Source organism: Sulfitobacter sp. TMED3 (assembly GCF_002167505.1).
In the GTDB taxonomy this organism is placed as follows: domain Bacteria; phylum Pseudomonadota; class Alphaproteobacteria; order Rhodobacterales; family Rhodobacteraceae; genus Sulfitobacter; species Sulfitobacter pontiacus.
The window spans coordinates 29,836-53,983 of the sequence record NZ_NHBI01000003.1 but is presented as its reverse complement, the minus strand read 5'-3'; the positions used below and the strand labels follow the sequence as shown (position 1 = coordinate 53,983).

Below are 24,148 nucleotides of genomic sequence, written 5' to 3'. Positions count from 1 at the left end.
TGCTGTGGGCGGGCCTGATGGCGCCGCCCGCTTCTGCGACAGATGTGTCCTATTCGATCCTGTCGTTCGACCAGCTTGANGGNTGGGAAACCGACGACCACGCCGCCGCCNTGCGCGCGTTTCTGAATACCTGCGGTGATATGAAGGATGTCGATTGGCGCAACATCTGCGCCTATGCCAGATCCGACCCCGATCCNCGCCAGTTCTTTGAACTTCTGTTCCGGCCTGTGTTGATCGAGGACGGCAACGAGGCGATGTTCACGGGCTATTTCGAACCTGAACTTGACGGCGATCTCTACCCCTCCGACCGCTACCGCTATCCGGTCTATGCCATGCCGCCAGAGGCGAAGGCGAACAACCCGTGGCTGACCCGCCGCGATATTCTGGATACCGACGTGATGAAGGGCCGCGGCCTTGAGATCGCCTATGTCGACGACCCGGTCGAACTTTTCTTTCTGCAAATCCAAGGCTCTGGCCGCATCAGGCTGCCCGATGGNAATTATCTGCGCGTGGGNTACCGTGGNGCGAACGGCCACCCGTACCGGTCGATCGGCGTCGANCTGGTGCGCCGCGGCGTCTATGACCCGCATCAGGTCAGCGCAGAGGTGATCAAGAACTGGGTCCGCCGNAACCCTGANGACGGGCGCGAGCTGCTGTANCACAACCCGTCCTATGTGTTCTTTCGCGAGGTCAATCAGGTGCCCGCCGATCAGGGGCCGCTTGGCGCGATGAACCGGTCGGTGACCACCCTGCGCACCGTTGCTGTGGACCCCAAGTTTGTACCGCTCGGCGCCCCTGTCTGGATCGAAAAAGAGGGCAAGGAACCGATGCACCGCTTGATGATCGCGCAGGATACCGGGTCGGCGATCAAGGGCGCGCAACGGGCGGATGTNTTCTTTGGCACCGGCGACAAGGCGGGGCGTGCCGCGGGCAAGCTGCGTGATCCGGGGCGGATGATGGTCCTGATGCCGATCCAGCGCGCCTATGCGCTTTTGCCGGAGCCGCTGCTATGAGCCGCAAGCGTCTGGATAAGGATGATCTNTCGCTNTGGAAAAAGGTGACAGAGCGGACGGAAAAGCTCGACGTTGACAAGCTGTTCCGCGCCGAGATTGACGGCACCTCCCCGATCCACGGCCCCACGCCAACNCCGCCGCAAATCCGCAAGCGCAGCTCTGTCGTCATGGGCAAGCCCGATCCCAAGCCGCGGCGAAACACCCATGATCTGATGCCCTCCCTGCCCGATCAGCTGCGTCAGGCACCGGTGCAGATGGATTCAAAGGCGTTTGGCAAGCTCAAGCGNGGCAAGATGCGCCCCGAGGGTCGCATCGACCTTCACGGCATGACGCTGGACCGCGCNCACCCTGCGCTGACCAAGTTCATTCTGGGCTCGCATGCCAAGGGGCGGCGCCTTGTCTTGGTGATCACCGGCAAAGGCAAGATGCGGGACGAAGGCGGCCCGATCCCCGTGCGCCACGGNGTGCTGCGCCANCAGGTGCCGCAATGGCTGTCGATGCCGCCGCTGTCGTCAGCCGTGCTTCAGGTCAGTCAGGCGCATATCAGCCACGGCGGCGGCGGCGCCTATTACGTCTATCTGCGGCGTCACCGTTAGGCCGTGNCAGGCGCGACCAACCGCTTGCGATAGCGNANCACCCCGACNGTCGCCATGATCGCGGCCACGGCATAGTAGATCGCAATCGGGATCATCTGCTGCGGGAAATCAACGCCCAGATCAATGAACAGCCCCGTCACACCCGGCCCGATGGCCGACCCGAACACCATCAGCGCGGCGCCCACGGCCTTGATCGACCCGATATAGCGCGTGCCATAGAATTCGGCCCAGAAAACAGAGGTCGCGGTCGCCTGCATCCCCTGCCCCACGCCAAAGATCATCAACCCGACACCCGCCATCGCAATCGTATCGGCAAAGGCGAGCACGGCGAAAGACAGCGCAAAAGGCAGCATTTGCACCGGCGTGACCCGCGTCACGCCAAACCGGTCGATTGCCCAGCCCGACACAAAGGTCGAGACCACGGATGTCACCGTATAAAGCGGCATCAGCGCGACAAAGCTGACCAGCGTCCAGCCCTTCACCTCTGTCAGGTGGACCTGCTGAAAGAACAGCGCCGTCCCCCAAGCCGGAGGACCGATCACCAGCGGGATCATCAGCCAGAACAACCCGTGNCGGATCATCTGCATCCGCGTCCAGTGCTGCCCGTCCATCCCCGCCGATTGCGTGCTTTGTGCCATGGATTGNGGCGTACGCTCTTGCCGCAGCANCAGNAGCATCACCGGCATGGTGATCAGCACCAAAGCGGCGGCCAGCACCCAAAGGCTGCGCCAGTGAAAGCTTGCGAAAAGGGCGACGAAGACGACAGGCAATATCGCCTGACCCGCCGCAAAGCCCATAGACGACAGCGACAGCGCCTTGCCCCGTGCGGCTTCGAACCAGCGCACCATCGCCACGGCCCCAAGCTGAGACATCATCCCCTGCCCGGTCAGACGCAGCGCATAGATAACAAAGATCAGAGCGATCCAGTTCGGCACGGCCGCCATCGCCAGACAGGCNCCCGCCAGCGCGACCATCACCCAGAATGACAGNCGNCGCACCCGAAACCGGTCTGTCAGCACACCCGCCCAGANCATCGTGATCGCCGAGANCGTCGTGCCGATGGTATAGATCCCGCCCCATTGACCGTCAGACAGCCCGAAACTGCCCTTAATCTCGCCCGCGAAAAGCGAGATGAAATAGGTCTGCCCATAGGCCGAGGTAAATGTCAGCAGGAAACCCGCCAACAAGAACACCCAATTGGCGCGGATAAATCTGAAGTATGCCATGCGCCATCATTCTCAGGCGCATGGCAGATTGAAAAGCCCTAAAGAACGTAGCGTGACAGATCGGTGGATCGTGTCAGNTCGCCNAGNTTCTTNTCGACGAAATCGCCGTCGACGGTGATCTTTTCGCCGGTGCGATCCGGCGCGCTGAACGACAGCTCTTCAAANACACGCTCCATCACGGTGTAAAGCCGCCGCGCGCCGATATTCTCGATCGACTGGTTNACNTCGGCGGCNATCTTGGCCAGCGCCTTGATACCTTCGTCGGTGAATGTGACCTCGACCTCTTCGGTGCCCATCAACGCGGTATATTGCAGCGTCAGCGCATTGTCGGTCTCGGTCAGGATGCGAACGAAATCATCCTCCGTCAGCGCGCGCAGCTCGACGCGGATCGGCAAGCGGCCCTGCAATTCGGGCAACAGGTCGGACGGCTTGGCAATATGGAAGGCGCCCGAGGCGATAAACAGGATATGATCCGTTTTCACCGGCCCATGTTTGGTCGATACGGTGGTGCCTTCGATCAGGGGCAGCAGGTCGCGCTGCACGCCTTCACGGCTGACATCGCCGCCACGCGCGTCAGAGCGGGCGCACACCTTGTCGATNTCGTCCANAAAGACGATGCCGTTCTGCTCTACCGCCTCGATCGCGGCGCGGTTGACGGTTTCGTCATCCAGCAGCTTGTCGGCCTCTTCGCTGATCAGCACCTCGTAGCTTTCGGCGACTGANAGACGTTTCTTGACCGTCCGGCCGCCCATGGCTTTGCCAAAAAGATCGCCAAGGTTCATCATCCCCATACCGCCGCCGGGTTGCCCGGGGATATCCATAGCCGGNAACGGGCTAGAGGTATCGGCGACTTCAAGCTCGATCATCGTATCGTCCAGCTCGCCCGCTTTCAGCTTCTTGCGGAACATATCGCGGGTGCCTTCGCGGGCGTCCTTGCCCGCAATCGCGTCAACAACGCGTTCTTCGGCGGCCTTATGCGCGCTGACCTTCACGTCCTCGCGCATATATTCGCGGGTCATGACGATGGCGCTGTCTACCAGATCACGAATGATCTGTTCCACATCGCGGCCGACATAGCCGACTTCGGTGAATTTCGTCGCCTCGACCTTGAGGAAAGGGGCCCGCGCCAGTTTTGCCAAGCGGCGGCTGATCTCGGTCTTGCCCACGCCGGTGGGCCCGATCATCAGGATGTTTTTGGGGTATACTTCATCGCGCAGATCATCGCCCAATTGCTTGCGGCGCCAGCGGTTGCGCAGCGCCACGGCCACGGCGCGTTTGGCGTCGTTCTGGCCGATGATAAAACGGTCAAGTTCAGAGACGATTTCGCGGGGGGTCAGATCGGTCATTGTGTGATTTTCTCCACCGTGAGGTTACCATTGGTATAAACGCAGATGTCCGACGCGATCTTCATCGCATCCCGCGCGACGGTTTCGGCGTCGCGGTTGCTATCCATCATGCCGCGCGCCGCGGCCAGCGCGTAATTCCCGCCCGACCCGATGGCCGCGACAGAATGTTCAGGCTCCAGCACGTCGCCCGCGCCGGTGATCACCAGCAGCTCGCGCCCGTCTGACACGATCAGCATCGCTTCGAGCTTTTGCAGGTATTTGTCGGTGCGCCAGTCTTTGGCAAGCTCGACACTGGCGCGCGCCAGTTGTCCGGGCGTGGCTTCAAGCTTGGCTTCAAGCCGTTCCAGCAGCGTGAAAGCATCGGCAGTCGATCCGGCAAAGCCCGCCACAACGTCAAACCCGCCGGGGCTGAGCCGGCGTACCTTGCGTGCGGTTCCTTTGATCACGGTTTGGCCAAGGCTGACCTGACCGTCGCCCGCGATCACGACTTCGCCGTCTTTCTTCACACCGATGATGGTGGTCCCGTGCCAGCCGGGGAATTCTTGCTTTGACATGTAGCCTCCATAGTTCAAACCTATATGAAAACCCCGCCGCTGTTTCGCAAGGCTAATGTCCCGAAAGGATTTGAATGCCACCGGTAGACGACCTGAAAACCGAAGGATTTCAGATATTTGAGCGATTGGCGGCCAAGGCGGGGATTACGCCTGAAACCTGTACCTGCGGGGCCGAGTGGATCAAGGATGACAGCAACCAGCGCCAGATCGTGCAGCGCTATGACGGGCGTGACGGCGCCTCTGTCGTGCTCAAACACGTGGCCCGTCCGTGGGATACCGACAGGTTCACCGCGATGCTTGCGGCCCATCAGGCAGCCTGTGACGCGCTCGACGATGTGCCCGGCTTTAGCGTGCCACAGATCCTCGCGGCGGAGGCGGGCCAGCAGGCCTATCTGATGTGCTTTGCCAAGGGCGACACGTTTCTGGACCTGTGCCGCCAAGCAGGGGATCACGCCCCCTTGCTGCGCCGTGCGGGCGGCTGGCTGGCGGCGTTTCACGGGGCCACTTTGCAGGGCACCCATCCGTTTCAGCCGCGGTTCATGGTCAATCACCTGCACCGTCTGGTGGAGCGTGTTGAAAGCGGTGCGCGTCGGATCAACGGCAAGCAACGTTTTGCAGCCTATGTGGGCCGTATCGCGGACTACGCGCCGCAGGCCCAAGGGCACGCGGGCCGGATCGCGGCGAAACATGGCGACTTGAACGGGTATAATCTGGTGATGGCGCCCGACGAGACGGCAGCGTTCGATTTTTCAGCGACCACACCGTCGCCCGTGGGCTATGACATCGCGCGGCTGCTGCAAAGCTATACCCAGATGGTAGGCGACCTTGATGCCTTGCCCAAAGGAAATAGCGTTCCCCCCGCCGCCTGGGACGCGTTCTTTGAAGGATACACGCTGGTGCCGCCCGATGATCCCACGGTGCACTTCCTGACGCGGGTGCAGATCCTGACCGACTGGAACCGGATTCAAGAACATGGATCTATCGCCAATGTCATGCGGTTCGAGCGGATCAAAAAAATAGCGCGCCAGGCCTTTGCCTGACGCGCCATTGAATGTGCTCGCTGCGGGTGCGGCAGCTTAGATCGACTCTTCGATCCAGCCTTGCAGCGCGGCCTTGGGGCGGGCGCCGGCCAGGTTCGATACGACTTCGCCGTTCTTGAAGATGAACAGGGCAGGGATGCCACGGACACCCATCTGGGCGGGGCTGTTGGGGTTTTCGTCAACGTTGACTTTGACGATCTTTACCTTGCCGTCCATCTCGGAGGAAAGTTCCTCGAGCGCGGGGCCGATCTGCTTACAGGGGCCGCACCACTCAGCCCAGAAATCCACCACAACGGGGATATCGGAATTCTTAACTTCTGCGTCGAATGTTGCGTCTGTGACTGCGACGGTTGCCATGTTGCTGCTCCTGCACGGGGTTGGTTAGAGTGGGAACCTATGTAGCCCCATGCGTCCCGTCAAGATCGCGCACCCGCGATAGGGCGTTTGTGATCAGCGCGTCGGGCAGTTCCATCAGCGTGGCGGTGCGGGTCCATAAAATAGCGGTGCGGATGCGGTGATCGGGAAACACCTGCGCCAGCGCGGCGGCATAGGCCCCCATCTGGCGCAACAGCCCTTCGGGGCAGCGATCAGGCGTATCGGGCACCACGCGGTTGGTCTTGTAATCCACCAGCAATACATCCGTATCCGATACCAGCAGCCGGTCGATTGTCCCGTGCAGCCGTTCGGTGCCCAAGGGCGCGGTGATCGGTACTTCTGCCAAGGCGTCCTTGCCAAAGACATGTGCCAGTTCGGGCGTATCCAAGACGGCGATCGCCTCTCTCAAGGCGGCTTGGGCGACGGTTTCGTCATACCCCTGCGCCAGCGTGTGCAGCACGCCGTTCCAGCGGTCGCTGTGCATCATCGGCAGGGTTTCCAGCATCTTATGCACCAGATTGCCGTAGGATTTCGCCGCATCTTCCGATTGGCCATCGTCGCCGGGTAAGGCCTTGGCACCGCCCAGATCAGAGGGGGCCAGCGTTTTGGCGCGCAATGGGATATTGGTAAGAGGGGTGTTAAAAACAGGCTCTAACACTGGCGTGGTGTGAGTTTTGGGGGCGGTGTCGATCACCGGCAGCGCATCCCAGTCGCCATGTTCAAACCGCATCCCGCCCGAGCTGCCAACCGGCTTGGCACCGGCCTGACCCATCGCGGCGCCGACCATCTGATACCAGCTGTTGCCATCCTTGGGCAGCTCTCCCGCCGCGGCCACGATCAGCCATTTCTCGGCCCGCGTCATCGCCACGTACAGCAGCCGCAGCCGTTCGGCCATCTCGCGCGCCTTGCGGTCGTCCAGCGCGCCGCGCATGGCAGCGGGCATATCCCCTTCGGACAGTTTCCACACAGGCGTGTCACCGATCTTGATGATCTCGTCCCGGATCACCAAAGGGCGTTTGCCCGTGTCCGGCAGGATCACGATCGGCGCCTCAAGCCCCTTTGCCCCGTGCACGGTCATCACACGCACCTGATCCGAGGCATTGTCGATCTGGCGCTTGATCTCGAGGTCGTCGGTCTGCATCCACACCAGAAACCCCGTGAGGCTGGGGATCGCGCCGCGTTCATACGATAGCGCCTGCGAGAGCATGGCGTTGATCCCGTCCTCTGCCTCTGACCCCAGCCGCGCCAGCAGCTTGCGGCGCCCGTCATGGCGGGTCAGGATACGTTCGATCAGGTCATAGGGCCGCAGGAAATCGACCTGTGCCCGCAAATCTCGGAGGATCGCAACGGTTTCGGGGTAGGCATCGCTGCTGCGCAAGGCCTGCCACAGGTGATCTTCCTTGCGGTAGTGGGACAGGGTGAACAACATCTGCTCTGTCCACCCGAACAGAGGCGATTTCAGCGCCGTCGCCAGCGACAGGCTGTCTTCGGGCGTGGCAAGGAAGCTCAGCAGCGCCGCCAGATCCTTGACCGCCAGTTCGGCCCCGACCTTGAGCCGGTCCGCGCCCGCAATCGGCACATTGGCCGTTTTGCACGCGCGGATGATTTCCGAGAACAGATCACTGCGCCGCTGCACAAGGATCAAAAAGTCACCGGCCCGAATACGCCGCCGCGCAAAGGCGCCGGGGGTATCGGTATCGACGGGAAGATAATGTTCGCCCTCGATCAGCTCCTTGATCTGCGACGCGACCTGATCGGCCAGAACGACCGTATGGTGATGCGCCGACTTTTGATCGACAGGATCGGACCATTCACGGTCATCGGGCTCATCGGTTTTCTCGACCACGGGCCAAAGATCAACACGGCCAGGCAGGGCGGATTTGAACGCCTTATGCGCCGCATCGGCCTGAAACCCTGCATCCGTATGCGGGGCAAGCGTTGTATCCACCAGTTGCAGGATCGCCGAGGACGATCGGAACGAATACTCAAGACTGCGCCGTTGAAAGATCTGACCCGCTTGGGTGATCTTCTGTTCAAACAGATCCTGTTTGTGATCAAACTCGCGCGGGTCGGCCCCCTGAAAGGAATAGATCGACTGTTTTTTGTCGCCCACAACGAACAGCGTGCGGTCTTCCTCTTCGCGGGCACCGTCGCCGCTGTAAAATTCATCCGCCAGCCGTTCGATCACATCCCATTGGCGCGGGCTGGTATCCTGCGCTTCGTCCACCAGAATATGATCAATGCCACCGTCGATCCGATAAAGCACCCAAGCCGCGACCGCAGGGTTGGTCAGCAGCGCCCGCGCCTTGAGGATCAGATCATCAAAGTCGAGCCAGCCGCGTTTCTGTTTCTCGTGGGCATAGATTTCAAGGAAACGATGCGCGAATTGATGCAGCACATGGGTCTTCTGCGCCGCCCGCAGCGCCAGCCGCGCGTCACGGGCATCTTCCACCCGCCGCATCAGGTCATCGACCTGCGGCATCAGATCAAACAGCAGCTTTTGCGTCGGTTTCGTGGGCAGGCTGCCGACCTTGGCGGTAAAGGGTTCCTTGGCGCCCGCACCGGTCAGCATCACGTCTTCCAGAACGGGCAGGGCAGAGATATCCATTGTCTGGATCGTCGCCAGCTTTTCCGCCGCTTTGCCGTCCAGCCCGCCCTTGGCCCGCATCGGCGGGATCATCTGTTCAAGGATCATCGCCTCTGATCCCAGAAACACCGAAGCCGTGATCTTCTCCTCGGTCAGGTCGGCGGGCTGATCGAACAATGCCAGCACGTCTTCCCATGACAGCACAGTGGCAAAGCCTTCGCGCTGCCCGACGATACTGCGGGTAAGCTTGCTGAAATCCTCGCCCGTGTACATCCGCGCCAGCGTTGTGATCAGCGCGGCATCCTGCCCTTCGGCCATGGTGTCCACGATCTCGGCCCGCAGCAGATCGGCGGCGCGGTCTTCGATTTCGGTGAACTGCGGGCTCACCCCTGCTTCTAGGGGAAAGCGCCGTAATAGTGACGCACAGAACGAATGGATCGTCTGAATCTTCAGCCCGCCGGGGGTTTCGATGGCGCGGGCAAACAGGGTTCGGGCCATGCGCAGCTTTTCGGGGGTAAAGCCATCGTCGACCCCCAGCTCCGACAGCGAATGACGCAGATCGGCGTCGGTCAGCATAGCCCAGGCACCGAGCCGTTTGAACAGCCGGTTCTGCATCTCTGACGCGGCGGCCTTGGTGTAGGTCAGACACAGGATATGCTGCGGTTCGACCCCGTTCAGCAACAGCCGCGCCACGCGGTCGGTCAGCACGCGGGTCTTACCCGACCCCGCATTCGCCCCCAACCACGTAGAGGCATCGGGCCGCGCCGCGTCGATCTGGGCGCGGGTGGCGTCGTCAAAGGGGGCGGTCATGTCAGATCCTCCGGCGTGGGTTCGGTCGTGGCATCCCATTCGCCAAACCGGGCCAACTGGTCATAATCGCCCGCAAAATCCGTGGTTTTAACCATCCGGCGCGCGGTAAACCCCTGTTCATCCGACAGGTAGCTGGTGATCAGCGCGTGCAACTTGGCCAGCACCTCGTGCGGGGGTTCATCCTCAAGCGGCGCTGGGCGTTCCACCGGTTTGCTGCCAAGCCCGATATAGGCGGCTTGGGCAACGGGGGCGGGGCCGATTTCTTTAAACCCGCCTTCCTCGACCATCGCGGCTTCGAGCAGCAACTGCTTATCAAAGGCTTTCTGCTCGGCCACACTGGGCGGCGTGCCGGTCTTGTAGTCATAGATCAGAATATCGCCATCTTCCGTCCTGTCGATCCGGTCGGCAAAGCCCATAAGGGTAAAGCCCAGATCGGGGAACTCATGACTGCCCTTGGCGGCTTTTTCAAAGGCGGCGGGGGTGGAATAGCTTTGTCGGTGCAATTCGTTTTCGATGAACCAATCGGCAATCCGTTCGATCTTGGTCAGCCACATGACGCGCGCGGCGGGCCAGGGGGCTTCGGCCTCTAACACGGTGCGGGCAGTCTCTAACAAATGGCTTTTCGTCAAAAGCGCAGGCTCCGCTGTCACCGATTTGATGAACCGTTCCATAATCTCGTGCACGATGATGCCGCGCACGGGCGCGTCTGGCGATTGCACCAGCGGGTTCAGCGCACGCAGTTTCAGGCTGTGTTTGGCATAGATCGCATAGGGGTCGCGGATCAGGCGCTTGATCTCTGTCACCGACAGCGCGTGGGGGCGTGCGGCACGGGGCGGGCGCGGCGACGGGCGCGGCGCGGGGGGCACACGGGTCACGGTTTCCAGCGCGCGGGCCTGATCCAGCCAGTGGTCGCCGCGTTTGATCATCGCCTTCCACGCCGCATCACCGCCCTGTGCGGGCAAACCGTTCAGCAGGTTGCCCAAACGATTCAGCCAACGCGAAGGCACGGTTTCCGCCTCGTCCGACCGGATCGCGCGGGTCAAACAGACCTCGGGCGCGGCAATGGATTGCTGATAGTCATGGGCCGACAGGCCGATCCGCCGTTCGGGCAGCAGCAAACCGGCTTTCAGGCGCATCTGGCGGTTCAGCCAAGGGTCGGGCGGCGGGGCTTCGGGCCAAGTGCTGTCATTCAGCCCGCCAAGGATCACCAGATCGGCGCCTTGCACGCGGGCCTCTAGCGTGCCCCAGATCATGACGTTGTGATGCGGCGCGTCGCGGTCGCGGATTTCGCCCTGTTGCAGCAGGGCACCCACCAAATCGGTGTAATCCGCCGCCGACATCTCGCCCCCATAGGGCGCGTTTTCGGCAAGGTCGTTCATCACCTTCGCCGCCTCTTCGCCCGCGTGATGCTGCCACAACCCGTTGGGCTGGCTTGGCGTGGCACCGTCGGCGATGGCATCGGCCAGCGCCATATGCAGGGCGACCCAGTCCTCTAGCGGCCGGTCGCCGGTGAGTTCGCAATCGGTCAGATGGGTGCCGACCCAATCGGCCCAGACATCCATTTGCGCGGGGTCTTTCGACCGCGATACCGTCTTGCGCGCCAGTTTCAACACACCTTCCGCATCCGGATAGGGCAGCCCGTCGCGGCGCAGTTGCAGTTCCAGCCGTTGGGTGTTGAGCTGGTGAAAATTGCGATCGCCGCCGCTGTGAGTCAGCGGGTGTTTCAGCAGGGTCAGCAAGGCTTCGGAATCGAGCTTGCGCAGGAACAGATCGCCCACGTGACGCAAGAACCGACCCGGAGGCGACAGATGCAGCGGCAGGCCCGCGCTGTCGTCGGGCAGGATGTTCCACCGGTCCAGCGCCGAGGTCACCTGACGCGANAGCATCCGGTCNGGGGTGATCAGCGCGGCGGTTTTNCCNTCCTCGACNGCTTGGCGCAGGCGCAGCGCAATCGCNAGCGCTTCNGCNCGCGGGGTGGGGGCCTGTATCAGNGTTAACCCTTCGGTGGCCTGATGCAGATCGGGCAGTTTCGGCCCTTCGGTCAGCCAGACGTGGGTCACAGGGGCCGGGCGCAGGGACAGCGACACCAACGCATTGCGCGCGGCGGAGGGCGGTGGCGTGTCGGTCCAGGCCTCGATCTTGCTGCGCGACATCTCGAGCTGGCGCAGCAGGTCGCGGAACCGGTATTGCGGATGATCCTGCGAGATCTTTTCCTGATCCTCGCCCAGATCGGTCCAGACCGCTTGCGGCATGTCGAAACAGAAACCGGGNAGCACAAGCGCGCCTTGNGGCAGCTTTGCCACCGCCTCCATCANCAGGGCAGAGGTGCCCCGCGATCCGGTAGAGCCCGCGACGATCACCGGNTGCCGGGGCGGGTTCTGCTCCCACTCTGCGATCAGGCGCTGTGCGACCTGACGTTGCCGCGCACGCGGATCGGGGCGGGTGACGCTTTCCCCCAGATACTGGTGCGCGATGGCGAGGAACTGTTTCGCGCGTTCCCAATGGCCCGATTGGTCACTCACATCCAGCTCGGTCACGGCCTCGACCGGCACGCCCTCGCCCTGCATTTCGTCGATCAACTGCGCCAGACTGTCCGACAGGTCATAAAGCGACGCGCGCGGAGCCAGTTCAGGCGCTTGATCCAGCAGCTTTGACACCAGCGTAATCAACTCTAACCGGCGGCGTAGAGCCGGACCGGGGCGNGGCAGGTCAACGCCGCTGCCAAGGGNATCAAGGTTGTCGATCAGATGGATGCGCGGCAGNAGGCTGGGCGGNCCCGCGTCAAANATATCGCGCAAACGCCGCTGCATCCGGCGGGTGTTCACCACCAGATCGATCCGCCCGATGGCATGGGCNGGTTGCCCTTCCAGCCGCGCAAGCAAACCCCGCACCAGTTCCTTGGGAAAGTCGACGCCNGGGGCNAGCCCGAAAACGCGCGGTGCGTCCTGCNGTTCAAACATCGGCGGCGTCCAGCATGTNTTCGGCAAGGGTGATCCCGCCGGGGTGGCCGACATCGCACCAGCGCCCGGGATAGGACAGCCCGTACATCCGCCCGCGGTCCAGCATCACATCCCACANNAGGTTGAGCGAGAATGCACGCTNTGAAATCGTCTCTAACAAGTCGGTTTTGATGATNTGCACNCCGCCATAGACAACCCCCGGCCCGCGTTTCAACGCGCCGTCGGNGCCCATCGTAAAGTCTCCGTCGCCCCCATGCCCCACGGCCTGCGCCACCGGCACGCCCATCAGCAGCGCATCCATCCTGTCGGGGTCCCATGCGTCNGCCAGCAAGGACAGCGGGTTGGGNCCCGCCCAGATCGCATCGGTGTTCATGGTAAANACNGGNCCGTCGCCCAAAAGCGGCAACGCNTTGCGNAGCCCGCCGCCGGTTTCCAGAATATCGGGCTGTTCCACAATCGTCTGCACGTCGCGCCCTGCCAGATGANCCAGCAGTGCGTCGGGCTTATAGTGCAGGTTCACNACGATCCGNCGCGGCGCGACACCGCGCGCNAGATCAAGCGCGTGGTCGATCAACGGCNTGCCNGCGACTGGGATCATCGGCTTGGGCTGGTCTTTGGTCAGATGTTGCATCCGCGTGCCGAAGCCGGCGGCAAACATCATCACGGCATCTGGGGCGTGGCGCATCTGGCTTTCAAATCCTTCAGAAAATCGGGGGTCGGCGCGGGGAGGGCGGGACGCAGCACATNGGCCAAGGGTGCAAGCGCCGGATNATCAAGGTTACGCTGCACATAGCCCCAAACGCGGGGGATGAAATCGACGTAATGCGCCTTGCCGTCNCGCANGCAAAGCCGTGCAAAGATCCCCAAGATCCGCAGGTTGCGTTGCAGGCCAAGCAAGGCATAGGCGCTGCGGAAGGCGGCATCATCCNGTCCGCTNTGCCGGATGTAANGGGCGATCATCGCCGCCTCGATCTGCGGGGTCACATCGCGCCGCGCATCTTGCAGGATCGANACCAGATCATAGGCGGGGTGGCCCTGTAGCGCGTCTTGGAAATCCAGCAGCCCCACGCGGGCAGAGCCCGTCCGCTCGGGCCGCCACAACAGGTTTTCAGCGTGGTAATCGCGCAGGATGATCACACGGGGGCTATTGTCCAGCGCNCGGGCCAGCGGGGTGAAGAGGGCGTTAAACTCCGCCGCGGCNCCGCTGTCGGGGGCGTACCAGTCAAACACCATCTGCGCCGCCTCTGTCAGCCAATCGGCATCGCAGAGCGGCAGATCNGGGGGCGGGGCCTTGTGCAGGTCCAGCAGNCAGTCNGTCGCGGCGGTATAAAGCTGCCGCGTCATNGCGGGCGATTGGANCATCAGCCGCGCAAACAGGTCATCGCCCAGATCCTCGATCAGCAGAAAGCCGTTGCCTGCGTCTTGCGCGTANATNTCGGGCGCGCTGGCCCCTTGGGCGCGCAGCCANTCGGCGATGCGGACAAAGGGGCGNACGTCTTCNCCCTTGTCGGCGGGGGCGTCCATCAGCACGGCGGTGCGGCCATCATCACGGGTCAGACGGTCATAGCGGCGGTTCGATGCGTCCCCGGCCAGCAGATCGCGCCGCGCCTGTGCCCANCCCGCATCGGCAAGGAAGCNGTCCANNGCGGTCATACGGTCGTTCATTTGCGCCATGCCCCCAGCTTTTCGGGCCATTTATCGTCGTTCCACGTGGCAGAGAGCCGCCGTGTGTCGTCGCCGNTGACCGTCAACGTCAGATCAAGCGCGTCTTCGGGGCGCAGATCGCCCAGCCTGTCGGGCCATTCCACAAGGCAGATGGCATCGCTGAACGCATCGGTCAGCCCCAGCTCTTCGATCTCGTAGACAGAGGTCAGACGATACAGATCCGCATGCCAGATCGCGGCGGCGGGGGCGTCATAGGTCTGCACCAGCGTGAAGGTGGGCGAGGGCACGTCTTCGGGCACCGCCAGCAGCGACTGGATCAGNGCCCGCGCGAAATGCGTNTTGCCCGCGCCAACGTCGCCGGTCAGNAAAACAACGTCGCCCGCAGTNAGCGCGCNCCCAAGGGTCACGGCCANTCGGGCGGTTTGGTCTGCGTCATGCAGCGTAAGATCAAGTGCGTGTGATGCCATGCGCCAAGGTTACTTGGGCGTGGTGGTGCGCCGCAAGGCGAAAGCGGGGCGTCAGGCGTCTTGTGGCGGTTTCTCGGCTTCGGGGTTTTCAATCTCTGCCACCGGCTTTTTCGGCTGGTGAAACCGGATCAGCGTGGCCCCGTCCACGATGGGGGAAAACAGGCAGGTCAGTTCTGTCCCATTGGCAAGATACAGCGGCATGCTCCACTTCATGCGATCTTCGCGGTTGGTGACGAAATCCTCTATCTCTTGCCACAGCAGATTGGGGGCGGACCGGCGGTGCCAGCCCTGAATGGCGTCGTGGATAGAGATATCGGCAAAGGTCATGTCGGGATCGACACCCCAAAGGTCATTATACGCAGTGTTAGAGAAGGTCAGGATACCCGACGACGAAAAGACGACGATGGCATCGTCCAGCGTATCAAGCATCGCCTGACCCTGTTCCAGTTCTGCCCTGAAGGTGCGGGTCAGGCTGACCTGGGCGCTGATATCCTCTATCAGGAAGGCCGTGGCCCCGTCGGGGTGCGGCCGACCCTTGACCCGAAAGGTTTGCCCTGACTCAAGCGACCATATCTCTTCATAGCGGCCATCATAGGCGGCGCTGATCAGCTCGGACACGGTGGTGCGCCAGGTGGCATAATCCTTGGGCTCGGGGATTTTGCGCGCCTCGCGCAGCTTGTCGAAGAAGGTCTGGATCGCGGGGCGGGCGCTCAGGAACTGCGCTCCCAATCCGGTCAGGTCGATTAACGCCGGGTTAAACAGCACCAGCTGGCTTTTGCGGTCAAATATCGCGAGCCCGATGGACAGCTGCGCAAAGGTCTTGGTCAAGGTTTGCACGAAATTGCGTTGCGCCTCTTCGGCGCGGACCAATGTGGTGATGCAGGTCGCCTGATAGCAGTTGATGCTACGCGATTGGCTGTGGGTGACCGCGTACCAGTCTTTCACCCCCGTGGTCCGGTCGCGCAAGGACAGACGATGGGTCGCGTTGCTGAAATCGCTGGGAAACAACCGCTGCGTTTCAATCGCCTGACCGGGGTGACAGGCGTTAAACAACTCGTGATAGGCATCGTTGTACCAAAGCAGCCGGTTTGCATGGTCCGTATGCCAAAGCGGCACCGACACGGTAGAGCGTAGCCGCGTCAGCGTGACCTCTGCCTCTGACCGCAGATCGACGCCCATATCATTGGGGTCCAGCACCACCACGCGGCACAGGTGCTTTTCCCAAGTGATGCGGATCAGCGTGTGAATCTTGGGGTCGGTGGCCGGGACGATCAATTGGCCTTCGGGCGTCGAAGGGGGTTTGTCGGGGAACATCGCAAAGCGACCTGACACGTTGTGATGCAAGTCGGACCATTCGTGAAACCCCGCCTCTAGCGGGCAAAACTGCGCTGTCGTGCCAGAGGCGTGCTGCAACACCCCGTGGTCAAAAAGATAGGACAGCTCGGGCTCCCCCCGCGGATCGGCCTTGTCGGCGGTCTCTGCGTTATCGAGCCAGAGATAGGCGATATAGCCACTCGAAAGAATGGCAAANATCACGAGCGCAATGTCGAAGGTGGAAGCCACGGCGGGACTCAATTCTTTAGGGTTCCACTCAGTTAAGCGCCCAAATAGTTAACAGTTTATTAACTGCCGTGTGAATGGCCGTGTGACCTACCGCGGAAAATCGCCGAGNTCGTCTTTGGTGCCCCCCACGCCGCTGCCGCANGGATCACGTGAAGCGNGTGTTCTCTCCGGTGGGCAGGGGCGTTTCGCCGTGATGCGCATCCAGCTTTTCGCGGGGCCATGTGACCTTGACCACCGCACCGACGGGGGTGTCCGTCTTGGGGGCGCTGTCCGGCCCGTTGGCAAAACGAAGCTCCGCACCCGAGCGTTCAAGCAAGGTCTTGGCGATGAACAGCCCCAGNCCCATGCCTTCGTATTCGGGGCGCCGCGCGTTGCTGNGGTCCGAAGGGCGCCGCCGCATGAAAGGGTCACCGATGCGGCCAAGGATATGCGGCGGAAAGCCCGTACCATCGTCAAATATCCGGACCGAGATGACTGTCTCAGACCAGTTCGCCTCTACCCAGACCGTTGTNGCGGCGAAATCCACCGCGTTCTGCATCAGGTTGCGCAGGCCGTGGATNANCTCNGGNCGGCGCAGGATCGCGGGCTGGTCGGCGGCGTCNCCGGCATCTGGNCCGAGGGTAAAGGTAAANNTCTTGCCGCGCATCCGGTGCGGTTCGGCGGCTTCTTCAAGCACCGTCATCAAGGGGGCTTGGCGCAGATGCAGATCGTCTTTGCCCGCCCGCCCCATGTCGCGCAGAATATCGCGGCACCGGTCGGCCTGATCGCGGATCAACGCGGCATCCTCGGCCAGATCGGGCTGGTCTTGCAGTTCATTCCACAGCTCGCTGCTGGCCAGTTTGATCGTGGCAAGGGGCGTGCCCAGTTCATGTGCGGCAGCGGCCACCACGCCGCCAAGGTCGGTCAGCTTCTGTTCGCGCGCCAGCGCCATCTGGGTGGCGGCCAAGGCGTCNGCCATCGAATGGATCTCGGTGGTGACGCGGCGGGAATAGGCGGTAGAGAACACAATCGCGATCACCAGNGCGATCCAGATGCCGAAGATAAAGATACCCGGCAGCTCAAGCCGGCCCCCGTTCTGGGTGANCAACGGCAGGTGAAACAGCGCCAACCCCGTCGCCAGCCCAATGGCTGTGCCACAAAGCACGATGGTCGACCGCAGGCTCAGCGCCGTGGCAGAGATGGTCACCGGCCCCAGCAACAACAGCGAAAACGGATTATGCAGCCCGCCCGTCAGGAACAGCAGAAAGGCCAGCTGCACCAGATCGAACAGCACCATCAGCAGGTTTTCATANTCAGACANACGCTTGTTTTCGGGAAANACCAGAATGGCGATCAGATTNCCGATCACCGACACGCCAATCGCGAAATAGCACANCCCCAGTTCCAGCTGCAGGCCAAAGATGCGTTGCGCGACGGTGATCGCCGTCAGTTGCCCCGCAATCGCCACCCACCGCAGCACGATCATCGTGCGCAGGCGGATCCAGTTGGCACGCGCGCCNTTGCCCAGGCCTCTACCCACGGGAATGTTAGCGGCCTGCGTCATCGGCGCACCTTTTCAAAATGTCGNTTNCGTTGATAAAGGGAAAGCGTAGGTCTGTGTCCGACCGGGATCAAGAGCGCCTAACCGCGCAGGAGAATGAATATGAGAAGAGTGTTGGCAATTGGCGCGGTGTTGGTCGTGCTGGCGTTTCTGGCGGTATCCCTGATGCTGGTATACCGGACCGATGGCGACAGNGACAAATACGCTCAGTGCAAGAACTCTGCCGTGGCCGGTGGTGCCGAATTGGGCGGGCCGTTCGAACTGGTGAACGCCCAAGGCCAGACCGTGACGGACGCGGATGTGATCACCGAACCCAGCCTCGTTTACTTTGGCTATACCTTCTGCCCGGACGTCTGCCCGCTGGANGTGGACCGGAACGCCCGCGCCGTGGATGAGCTGGAGGCGCGTGGTATGTCCGTGACGCCGGTGTTCATTTCCGTCGATCCTGCCCGCGATACCCCTGAAGTTGTTGGNGATTTCGCCGCCAACATGCACCCCAAGATGATCGGTCTGACCGGATCTCCCGCACAGGTCAAAGCAGCAAGCGATGCCTACCGCACCTATTACAAGGCGCATGAGGATGAAGGCGATGACTACCTCGTGGACCATTCGACCTTTAGTTATCTGGTGATGCCGGGCGAAGGTTTCGTCGATTTCTTCCGCCGCGATGTCCCGCCAGANCAGCTGGCCGACAAGGTCGCCTGNTTTGTGGAACATCAGTAAAAGTTTGACCAAGCTAGGCCACCGCCACATATCTGGATAAAGTCCCGGTACAACATTCAACCAGCGGAGCATGATATGGTTCAGGAAAATGCGNTTGATCTCGGCGAGGATCGGTCCCTCCTTCTGGTGGATGATGACGAACCGTTTCTGCGACGCCTTGCCAAGGCGATGGAGAAGCGCGGCTTTGACGTAGAAACCGCCGGTTCNGTCGCNGCCGGTGTGGCCATCGCGACCGCGCGGCCCGCGGCCTATGCGGTGGTCGATCTGCGGTTGCAGGACGGCAACGGGCTGGATGTGGTCGAGGTGCTGCGCGACAAACGCCCCGATGCGCGGGTTGTGGTGTTGACCGGCTACGGTGCCATCGCCACCGCCGTCGCCGCGGTCAAGATCGGTGCGACNGATTACCTGTCAAAACCCGCTGANGCCAATGACATCGTGAACGCGCTGCTGGCCTCGGGCGATGACATGCCGCCGCCTCCGGAAAACCCCATGAGCGCGGATCGTGTGCGGTGGGAACATATCCAGCGTGTCTACGAGCTTTGCGATAGAAANGTGTCCGAAACGGCGCGGCGGCTGAACATGCACCGCCGGACCCTGCAGCGCATCCTGGCAAAACGGTCCCCGCAGTAACGCGCTACACGTCGTAGCGTTTGCTGATNTTGTCCANGACCTGACCCGAGGCAAGCGCGACCCCTTCGTCNTANTGCCAGTCGCGAAACCCGCGNCTTNGGTAATAGGTCAGCCCGCCGTGGTTGTCGGCGCGGATCGTGGCGTTGATCCAGACATANCCCAGCCGTGCCGCTGCCTGCGCGGTGGCATCAAACAGCGCNGANCCGATGCCCAGACCGGTACGACCAACCTGCACAAAGCTCGCGATGTCGCAGGCCTCGNGCGGCAGATCGGGGTGCGGGCTGATCCACTGGAACCCNACGACGTTTTCCTGATCGTCCAGNGCCACATGCCACGCGCTTTGATCGGCGTTGCTGGNCATCCATTNGGTCAGATCCTTGCCGGTGACAGGGCGGGTCATCGCGGTGGTNCCCCCGATGGTGATGATCTCGTTCAGCAACTGCGCCATATTGCCGGCATCCAGCGCGATTGGCGGGCGGACCTTGACCATCACAGCGCGCCCAGCAAATCCAGATGCCGCGCGGTGAAGTCATTGCGCGTTTCCACCGGCGGGCGCAGCATGATCGACAGCCCCTCCATCAGATCGGGCTTGGGTCGGCCAAAGAACTTGGACGCCTCNGCCTCCGAGAAACCGGCGATCTGCGTCGCCTCCATCCAGGCGCTGACCTTNTCGGCGCGCTTGATCTGCTGCTTGACNGATTTCGGCAGCGCCGCAGGCAGNCCAAAGCGGATATGGATCGCGGACATCANCCGGTCATCCAGCGCACCATATTCCGGCCCGACCGCCGCCTTCACCGGAGAGATCATATCGCCGATCACATATTCCGGTGCATCATGCAGCAGCGCGGCCAACCGCCACTTTGGCGGGGCCTTGGGGTTCATCCGGCCGTAAATCGTCTCGACCAGCAGCGAATGTTCGGCCACGGAATAGGCAAAATCCCCCCGCGTTTGCCCGTTCCACCGCGCGACAAAGGCCAGCCCGTGGGCGATATCCTCGATCTCTATATCGACCGGCGTCGGGTCNAGCAGGTCAAGCCTGCGNCCGGATAACATACGTTGCCATGCACGGGATTGCTGCGCCATTCTATTGCTCTGCCTTTGACACGTGGAACATTTGCGGGTTTCGCCGTGTTCTTCCCACGAAGGAGACGATCATGAAACCTGTTATTTCTGCTCTCACACTCGCACTTGGCCTCGGGACCGTGGCCGCACCCGCANTGGCAAGCGANGTCTGCATGCCCGCGCAAGANCTNAAGGCGTCGCTGGTGGATTGGTACGGCGAAACACCGGTTGAAGGNCAGGACGACGGCGCGGTGCAAATCTGGGCCTCGGATGACACNGGCACATGGTCTGCTGTAAANACCCTGTCGAACGGNATGGCCTGCGTCACCGCGCAGGGGGCAAACTGGATGGCGGGGATGACCACGGACGAGATGATCGTCGCCTCGGCAGAGTAACCGTTTCGTGTGACGCTTGACCGCCACCGTTGAGATCACCGCATCAAAGTGCTACGGCCCTTTTCAAATATACGATACATAGCCGATCTTTTGAAAAGGGATGCCCCGATGGCCAACGATTACATCGTTAAAGACATTAGCCTTGCCGCCTATGGCCGCAAGGAACTTGATATCGCAGAAACCGAAATGCCCGGCCTGATGGCCTTGCGCGCGGAATACGGCGACAGCAAACCGCTGTCCGGTTCGCGCATCGTGGGCTCGCTGCACATGACGATCCAGACCGCTGTTCTGATCGAAACGCTTGTCGCATTGGGGGCCGATGTCCGTTGGGCGTCGTGCAACATCTTCTCGACCCAGGATCACGCGGCGGCGGCGATTGCCGAAGGCGGCACGCCTGTTTTCGCGATCAAGGGGCAATCGCTGGAAGAGCATTGGGATTANCTNGATAAATCCTTCCAGTTCCCCGACGGCCCGAACCTGATCCTTGATGATGGCGGCGATGCGACNCTGTACATCCTGCTGGGCGCCCGTGCCGAAGCTGGCGAAGATGTGATCCCCGTGCCGTCGTCGGAAGAAGAAGTCGCGATCAAGGCGCAGATCCAAANGCGGATGGAGCAATCCCCCGGCTGGTTCACCAAGATGCGCGACCAGATCAAGGGCGTGTCCGAGGAAACCACCACAGGCGTCCACCGTCTGTATGATCTGGTGAAGCAAGGCCAGCTGCCCTTCCCCGCGATCAACGTCAACGACAGCGTCACCAAGTCCAAGTTCGACAATAAATACGGCTGCCGTGAATCGCTGGTCGACGGTATCCGCCGCGCGACAGACGTGATGATGGCCGGTAAGGTTGCTGTTGTCTGTGGCTATGGCGACGTTGGCAAAGGCTCTGCCGCATCGCTGGCCGGTGCCGGTGCCCGCGTGAAAGTGACCGAAGCCGACCCGATCTGCGCGCTGCAAGCCGCGATGGACGGGTTCGAGGTTGTCCTGCTGGAAGACGTGCTGGACAGTGCCGACATCTTCATCACCACCACCGGCAACAAGGACGTGATCCGCATCGAGCATATGCGCGAGATGAAGGATATGGCGATTGTTGGCAACATCGGCCACTTTGACAATGAAATCCAGGTTGCCGCGCTGAAGAACCACAAGTGGACCAACATCAAGGAACAGGTCGACATGATCGAGATGCCTTCGGGCAACCGTCTGATCCTGCTGTCCGAAGGNCGTCTGCTGAACCTTGGCAANGCCACCGGTCACCCGTCCTTCGTCATGTCCGCGTCTTTCACCAACCAGGTGNTGGCGCAGATCGAACTGTGGGAAAACACCGGCAAATACGAGAACAAGGTCTATATCCTGCCCAAGCATCTGGACGAGAAAGTCGCCCGTTTGCANCTTGATCGTATCGGCGTGAAACTGACCCAGCTGAGCAGCGAACAAGCCGCTTANATCGGCGTCACACCCGAAGGCCCGTTCAANCCNGANCANTACCGCTACTAAGCCGGTGCATACCGTCTGACAAAACGCCGCCTTGCAGGGATGCAGGGCGGCGTTTTTCGTGGGTCAGGTGCCAAACGCGAAGCGTTCGACCTCGTGAAAACGTCCCTGCGCATCCTCGCCACANAGCGTCAGACTATCGATGGTGAAGGGGGCAGGGGTATCCGATCCTAAATAGCGGTGCAGAGCCGTTTTTACGGGGTCGATCTGATCGGGCGCAAGCGGTCCGGTGAGGGTGATGTGAAAGCGGAAATACTCCATAATATGGGGGTATCCGTAGGTTTTGAGGTAAATCCGCTGCTGATCGGTCAGGTAGGGGGCGTTCTTGCGCGTGAACTCCGCCTCTGACAGCGGCGCGCGGAAGGCGTCCAGCACCACATTGGCAGAGGCCGCAAGNCTNCCAAGCGCGGTCGTGTCGCCCTGCGGCACCAGCGCCAGAAACCGCCCGATCTGCGACAGCGCCAGCCCATCCAACTGCACCGGCGCTTGCCCCTTGCAAAAGGCGGCGAGGCCTTCGGTCAGCTGTGCCGCGCTGGTNGCNTCNGCCAGAANGAACGGCGCCTTGACCGTCCCGTGTAGCCCGTATTTGCGTGGTCNTTGGGTCAGNTTGGCAATATCAAGCCCCTCGATATCGGGATGTGCCACAGCTTCGCCTGCCTGCACATCCCATCCCAACCAGACCGCGCCCCGCCGGGCGAAATCCCCCGGCGGCGGCGTATAGTAAATGGCGTAGCGTTTGAACATCTTGGGCCCCCTTATCGGTCAGCCTAGACCCCTAACAGCGCCATGTAACAGCTTAAAGATAGCGGTTTACCAGATTTTCCAGCGCTTCCTGACGCCCCGAGGCGGGCTGCGGGTTCAGCGCATCGGCTTTGACCTGCGCGTTGATCGTCTCCAGATCGCTGCTCAGCAGGCCTTGGCCGCGTTCAGAGCCCCAACCGGCATAGCGCGCGTCACGCGCCGCTTCGAGCTTGCCATCTTCCAGCATCGCGGCGGCGGCTTTCAGGCCCTTGGCACAGACATCCATCGCACCGACATGGGCAAGGATCAGATCCTCGGCGTCCAGCGACTGGCGGCGCAGTTTGGCGTCAAAGTTGGTGCCGCCGGTGGTGAAACCGCCGGCTTTCAGCACTTCGTAATAGGCCAGCGCGACTTCGGGGACGGAATTGGGGAACTGGTCGGTGTCCCAGCCTGACTGGTAGTCGTTGCGGTTCATGTCGATCGACCCGAAAATTCCAAGCGCCGAGGCCATCGCCAATTCGTGTTCGAACGAATGCCCGGCAAGAATGGCGTGACCCTGTTCGATGTTCACCTTCACCTCGTTCTCAAGCCCGTAGTCCTTGAGGAAACCATAGACGGTGGCAACGTCATAATCATACTGGTGTTTGGTCGGTTCCTGCGGTTTAGGCTCGATCAGAATGGCGCCTTTGAAGCCGATCTTGCGGGCGTATTCGACGGACATCTGCAAGAAACGCCCCGCCTGTTCGCGTTCGCGTTTCAGGTCGGTGTTCAGCAACGTTTCATAGCCTTCGCGCCCGCCCCACAGCACATAGTTCTCGCCGCCCAGCTTGTGGGTGACGTCGATACATTCCTTCACCGTCGCGGCGGCATAGGCAAAGATATCGGGATCGGGGTTGGTGGCAGCGCCCGACATATAGCGGCGGTTGGAAAACAGGTTGGCCGTGCCCCAAAGCAGCTTGGTGCCCGTCTGCTCCATCTTCTCGCCAAAGTAATCGGTGATCTCGTGCAGCCGCGCGGTGCTTTCGGCAAAGGTATCGCCCTCGGGGCGCACATCGGCGTCGTGGAAGCAGAAATACGGCTGACCGAGAATCTTGAACATATCAAACGCGGTTTCAGCTTTGGCGCGGGCGGCGTCCATCGTGGTGTCGAACCACGGGCGCAGGAAGGTCTGGCCGCCAAAAGGGTCGCCGCCTTCCCATGCGAAACTGTGCCAATAGGCGACGGCAAAGCGCAGATGCTCTGCCATCGTCTTGCCCATCAGCATCTCGTCGGGATTATAGCTGCGATAGGCGAAATCATGGTCCGCTTGCGGGTCGTAAGAGATCGTCGGGATGCCGTCGAAAAAGCTGGTCATGGGGATG

Annotated in this window: 21 protein-coding genes; 6 read left to right on the top strand and 15 right to left on the bottom strand. The window is 61.6% G+C overall.

Features of this window, described 5'->3' with window-relative positions; translation table 11 throughout:
• The first annotated feature begins 17 nt into the window (after positions 1 to 17).
• Positions 18 to 1,013, top strand: a complete 996-nt coding sequence (gene mltA / locus CBB63_RS00400) for a murein transglycosylase A (protein WP_286697731.1) — start codon at positions 18 to 20, stop codon at positions 1,011 to 1,013.
• Entirely contained in the window at positions 1,010 to 1,609 is a 600-nt protein-coding gene (locus tag CBB63_RS00395) for a Smr/MutS family protein (RefSeq protein ID WP_286697730.1), read from the top strand. The genes mltA and CBB63_RS00395 overlap by 4 nt, the downstream gene beginning before the upstream one ends.
• Here CBB63_RS00395 and CBB63_RS00390 read toward each other — a convergent pair.
• From CBB63_RS00390 to hslV, 3 genes are all read right to left on the bottom strand, one after another.
• Positions 1,606 to 2,835: an MFS transporter gene (locus CBB63_RS00390; protein WP_286697729.1), complete on the bottom strand. Its 1,230-nt coding sequence runs from the start codon at positions 2,833 to 2,835 to the stop codon at positions 1,606 to 1,608. The two genes, CBB63_RS00395 and CBB63_RS00390, sit on opposite strands and share 4 nt — an antisense overlap.
• Before the next feature lie 38 nt (positions 2,836 to 2,873).
• Positions 2,874 to 4,181: an ATP-dependent protease ATPase subunit HslU gene (gene hslU / locus CBB63_RS00385; RefSeq protein ID WP_286697728.1), complete on the bottom strand. Its 1,308-nt coding sequence runs from the start codon at positions 4,179 to 4,181 to the stop codon at positions 2,874 to 2,876.
• Positions 4,178 to 4,735, bottom strand: a complete 558-nt coding sequence (hslV, locus tag CBB63_RS00380) for an ATP-dependent protease subunit HslV (protein ID WP_286697727.1) — start codon at positions 4,733 to 4,735, stop codon at positions 4,178 to 4,180. The genes hslU and hslV overlap by 4 nt, the downstream gene beginning before the upstream one ends.
• A gap of 74 nt (positions 4,736 to 4,809) precedes the next feature.
• Between hslV and CBB63_RS00375 the strand changes: the two genes are divergently transcribed.
• Positions 4,810 to 5,775, top strand: a complete 966-nt coding sequence (locus tag CBB63_RS00375; protein ID WP_286697726.1) for a phosphotransferase — start codon at positions 4,810 to 4,812, stop codon at positions 5,773 to 5,775.
• Positions 5,776 to 5,811: 36 nt separating this feature from the next.
• Here the strand turns inward: CBB63_RS00375 and trxA are convergent, their stop codons facing one another.
• The 8 genes from trxA to regB all read right to left on the bottom strand — a co-directional run bounded on the left by trxA (position 5,812) and on the right by regB (position 17,745).
• A complete protein-coding gene (trxA, locus tag CBB63_RS00370) occupies positions 5,812 to 6,132 on the bottom strand; it encodes a thioredoxin (protein ID WP_005850739.1) in 321 nt (106 codons plus the stop codon).
• Positions 6,133 to 6,169: 37 nt separating this feature from the next.
• Complete coding sequence (gene addA, locus CBB63_RS00365) at positions 6,170 to 9,547, bottom strand: double-strand break repair helicase AddA (RefSeq protein WP_286697725.1); 3,378 nt, start codon at positions 9,545 to 9,547, stop codon at positions 6,170 to 6,172.
• Complete coding sequence (gene addB, locus CBB63_RS00360; protein ID WP_286697724.1) at positions 9,544 to 12,507, bottom strand: double-strand break repair protein AddB; 2,964 nt, start codon at positions 12,505 to 12,507, stop codon at positions 9,544 to 9,546. The genes addA and addB overlap by 4 nt, the downstream gene beginning before the upstream one ends.
• Positions 12,500 to 13,192: a nucleotidyltransferase family protein gene (locus CBB63_RS00355; RefSeq protein ID WP_286697723.1), complete on the bottom strand. Its 693-nt coding sequence runs from the start codon at positions 13,190 to 13,192 to the stop codon at positions 12,500 to 12,502. Before CBB63_RS00355 ends, addB begins: the two co-directional genes overlap by 8 nt.
• On the bottom strand, positions 13,168 to 14,181 hold the full coding sequence (locus CBB63_RS00350; protein WP_286697722.1) for an aminoglycoside phosphotransferase family protein: 1,014 nt from the start codon (positions 14,179 to 14,181) through the stop codon (positions 13,168 to 13,170). The genes CBB63_RS00355 and CBB63_RS00350 overlap by 25 nt, the downstream gene beginning before the upstream one ends.
• Positions 14,169 to 14,639 (bottom strand): tRNA (adenosine(37)-N6)-threonylcarbamoyltransferase complex ATPase subunit type 1 TsaE, encoded by a 471-nt coding sequence (gene tsaE, locus CBB63_RS00345; protein WP_286697721.1) that lies wholly within the window; start codon positions 14,637 to 14,639, stop codon positions 14,169 to 14,171. The genes CBB63_RS00350 and tsaE overlap by 13 nt, the downstream gene beginning before the upstream one ends.
• 51 nt (positions 14,640 to 14,690) lie before the next feature.
• Positions 14,691 to 15,818 (bottom strand): PAS-domain containing protein, encoded by a 1,128-nt coding sequence (locus CBB63_RS00340; RefSeq protein WP_502695833.1) that lies wholly within the window; start codon positions 15,816 to 15,818, stop codon positions 14,691 to 14,693.
• Positions 15,819 to 16,347: 529 nt separating this feature from the next.
• Entirely contained in the window at positions 16,348 to 17,745 is a 1,398-nt protein-coding gene (regB, locus tag CBB63_RS00335) for a sensor histidine kinase RegB (protein WP_286697719.1), read from the bottom strand.
• Between the two features lie 99 nt (positions 17,746 to 17,844).
• Here regB and CBB63_RS00330 point away from each other — a divergent pair, with 99 nt between their 5' ends.
• A complete protein-coding gene (locus CBB63_RS00330) occupies positions 17,845 to 18,465 on the top strand; it encodes an SCO family protein (RefSeq protein WP_286697718.1) in 621 nt (206 codons plus the stop codon).
• A gap of 75 nt (positions 18,466 to 18,540) precedes the next feature.
• Positions 18,541 to 19,095, top strand: a complete 555-nt coding sequence (locus CBB63_RS00325) for an ActR/PrrA/RegA family redox response regulator transcription factor (protein ID WP_286697717.1) — start codon at positions 18,541 to 18,543, stop codon at positions 19,093 to 19,095.
• A 4-nt stretch (positions 19,096 to 19,099) separates the two neighbouring features.
• On the opposite strand, the gene CBB63_RS00320 is transcribed toward CBB63_RS00325, so the two are convergent.
• Both CBB63_RS00320 and CBB63_RS00315 read right to left on the bottom strand, forming a co-directional pair.
• Positions 19,100 to 19,585, bottom strand: a complete 486-nt coding sequence (locus CBB63_RS00320) for a GNAT family N-acetyltransferase (RefSeq protein WP_286697716.1) — start codon at positions 19,583 to 19,585, stop codon at positions 19,100 to 19,102.
• Positions 19,585 to 20,178: an HD domain-containing protein gene (locus CBB63_RS00315; RefSeq protein WP_286697715.1), complete on the bottom strand. Its 594-nt coding sequence runs from the start codon at positions 20,176 to 20,178 to the stop codon at positions 19,585 to 19,587. Before CBB63_RS00315 ends, CBB63_RS00320 begins: the two co-directional genes overlap by 1 nt.
• A gap of 482 nt (positions 20,179 to 20,660) precedes the next feature.
• Here CBB63_RS00315 and ahcY point away from each other — a divergent pair, with 482 nt between their 5' ends.
• On the top strand, positions 20,661 to 22,049 hold the full coding sequence (ahcY, locus tag CBB63_RS00305; protein ID WP_286697713.1) for an adenosylhomocysteinase: 1,389 nt from the start codon (positions 20,661 to 20,663) through the stop codon (positions 22,047 to 22,049).
• Positions 22,050 to 22,112: 63 nt separating this feature from the next.
• Here the strand turns inward: ahcY and CBB63_RS00300 are convergent, their stop codons facing one another.
• Entirely contained in the window at positions 22,113 to 22,790 is a 678-nt protein-coding gene (locus tag CBB63_RS00300) for a DUF1045 domain-containing protein (protein ID WP_286697712.1), read from the bottom strand.
• 52 nt (positions 22,791 to 22,842) lie between these two features.
• Positions 22,843 to 24,141, bottom strand: a complete 1,299-nt coding sequence (gene xylA / locus CBB63_RS00295; protein ID WP_286697711.1) for a xylose isomerase — start codon at positions 24,139 to 24,141, stop codon at positions 22,843 to 22,845.
• Positions 24,142 to 24,148 lie beyond the last annotated feature (7 nt).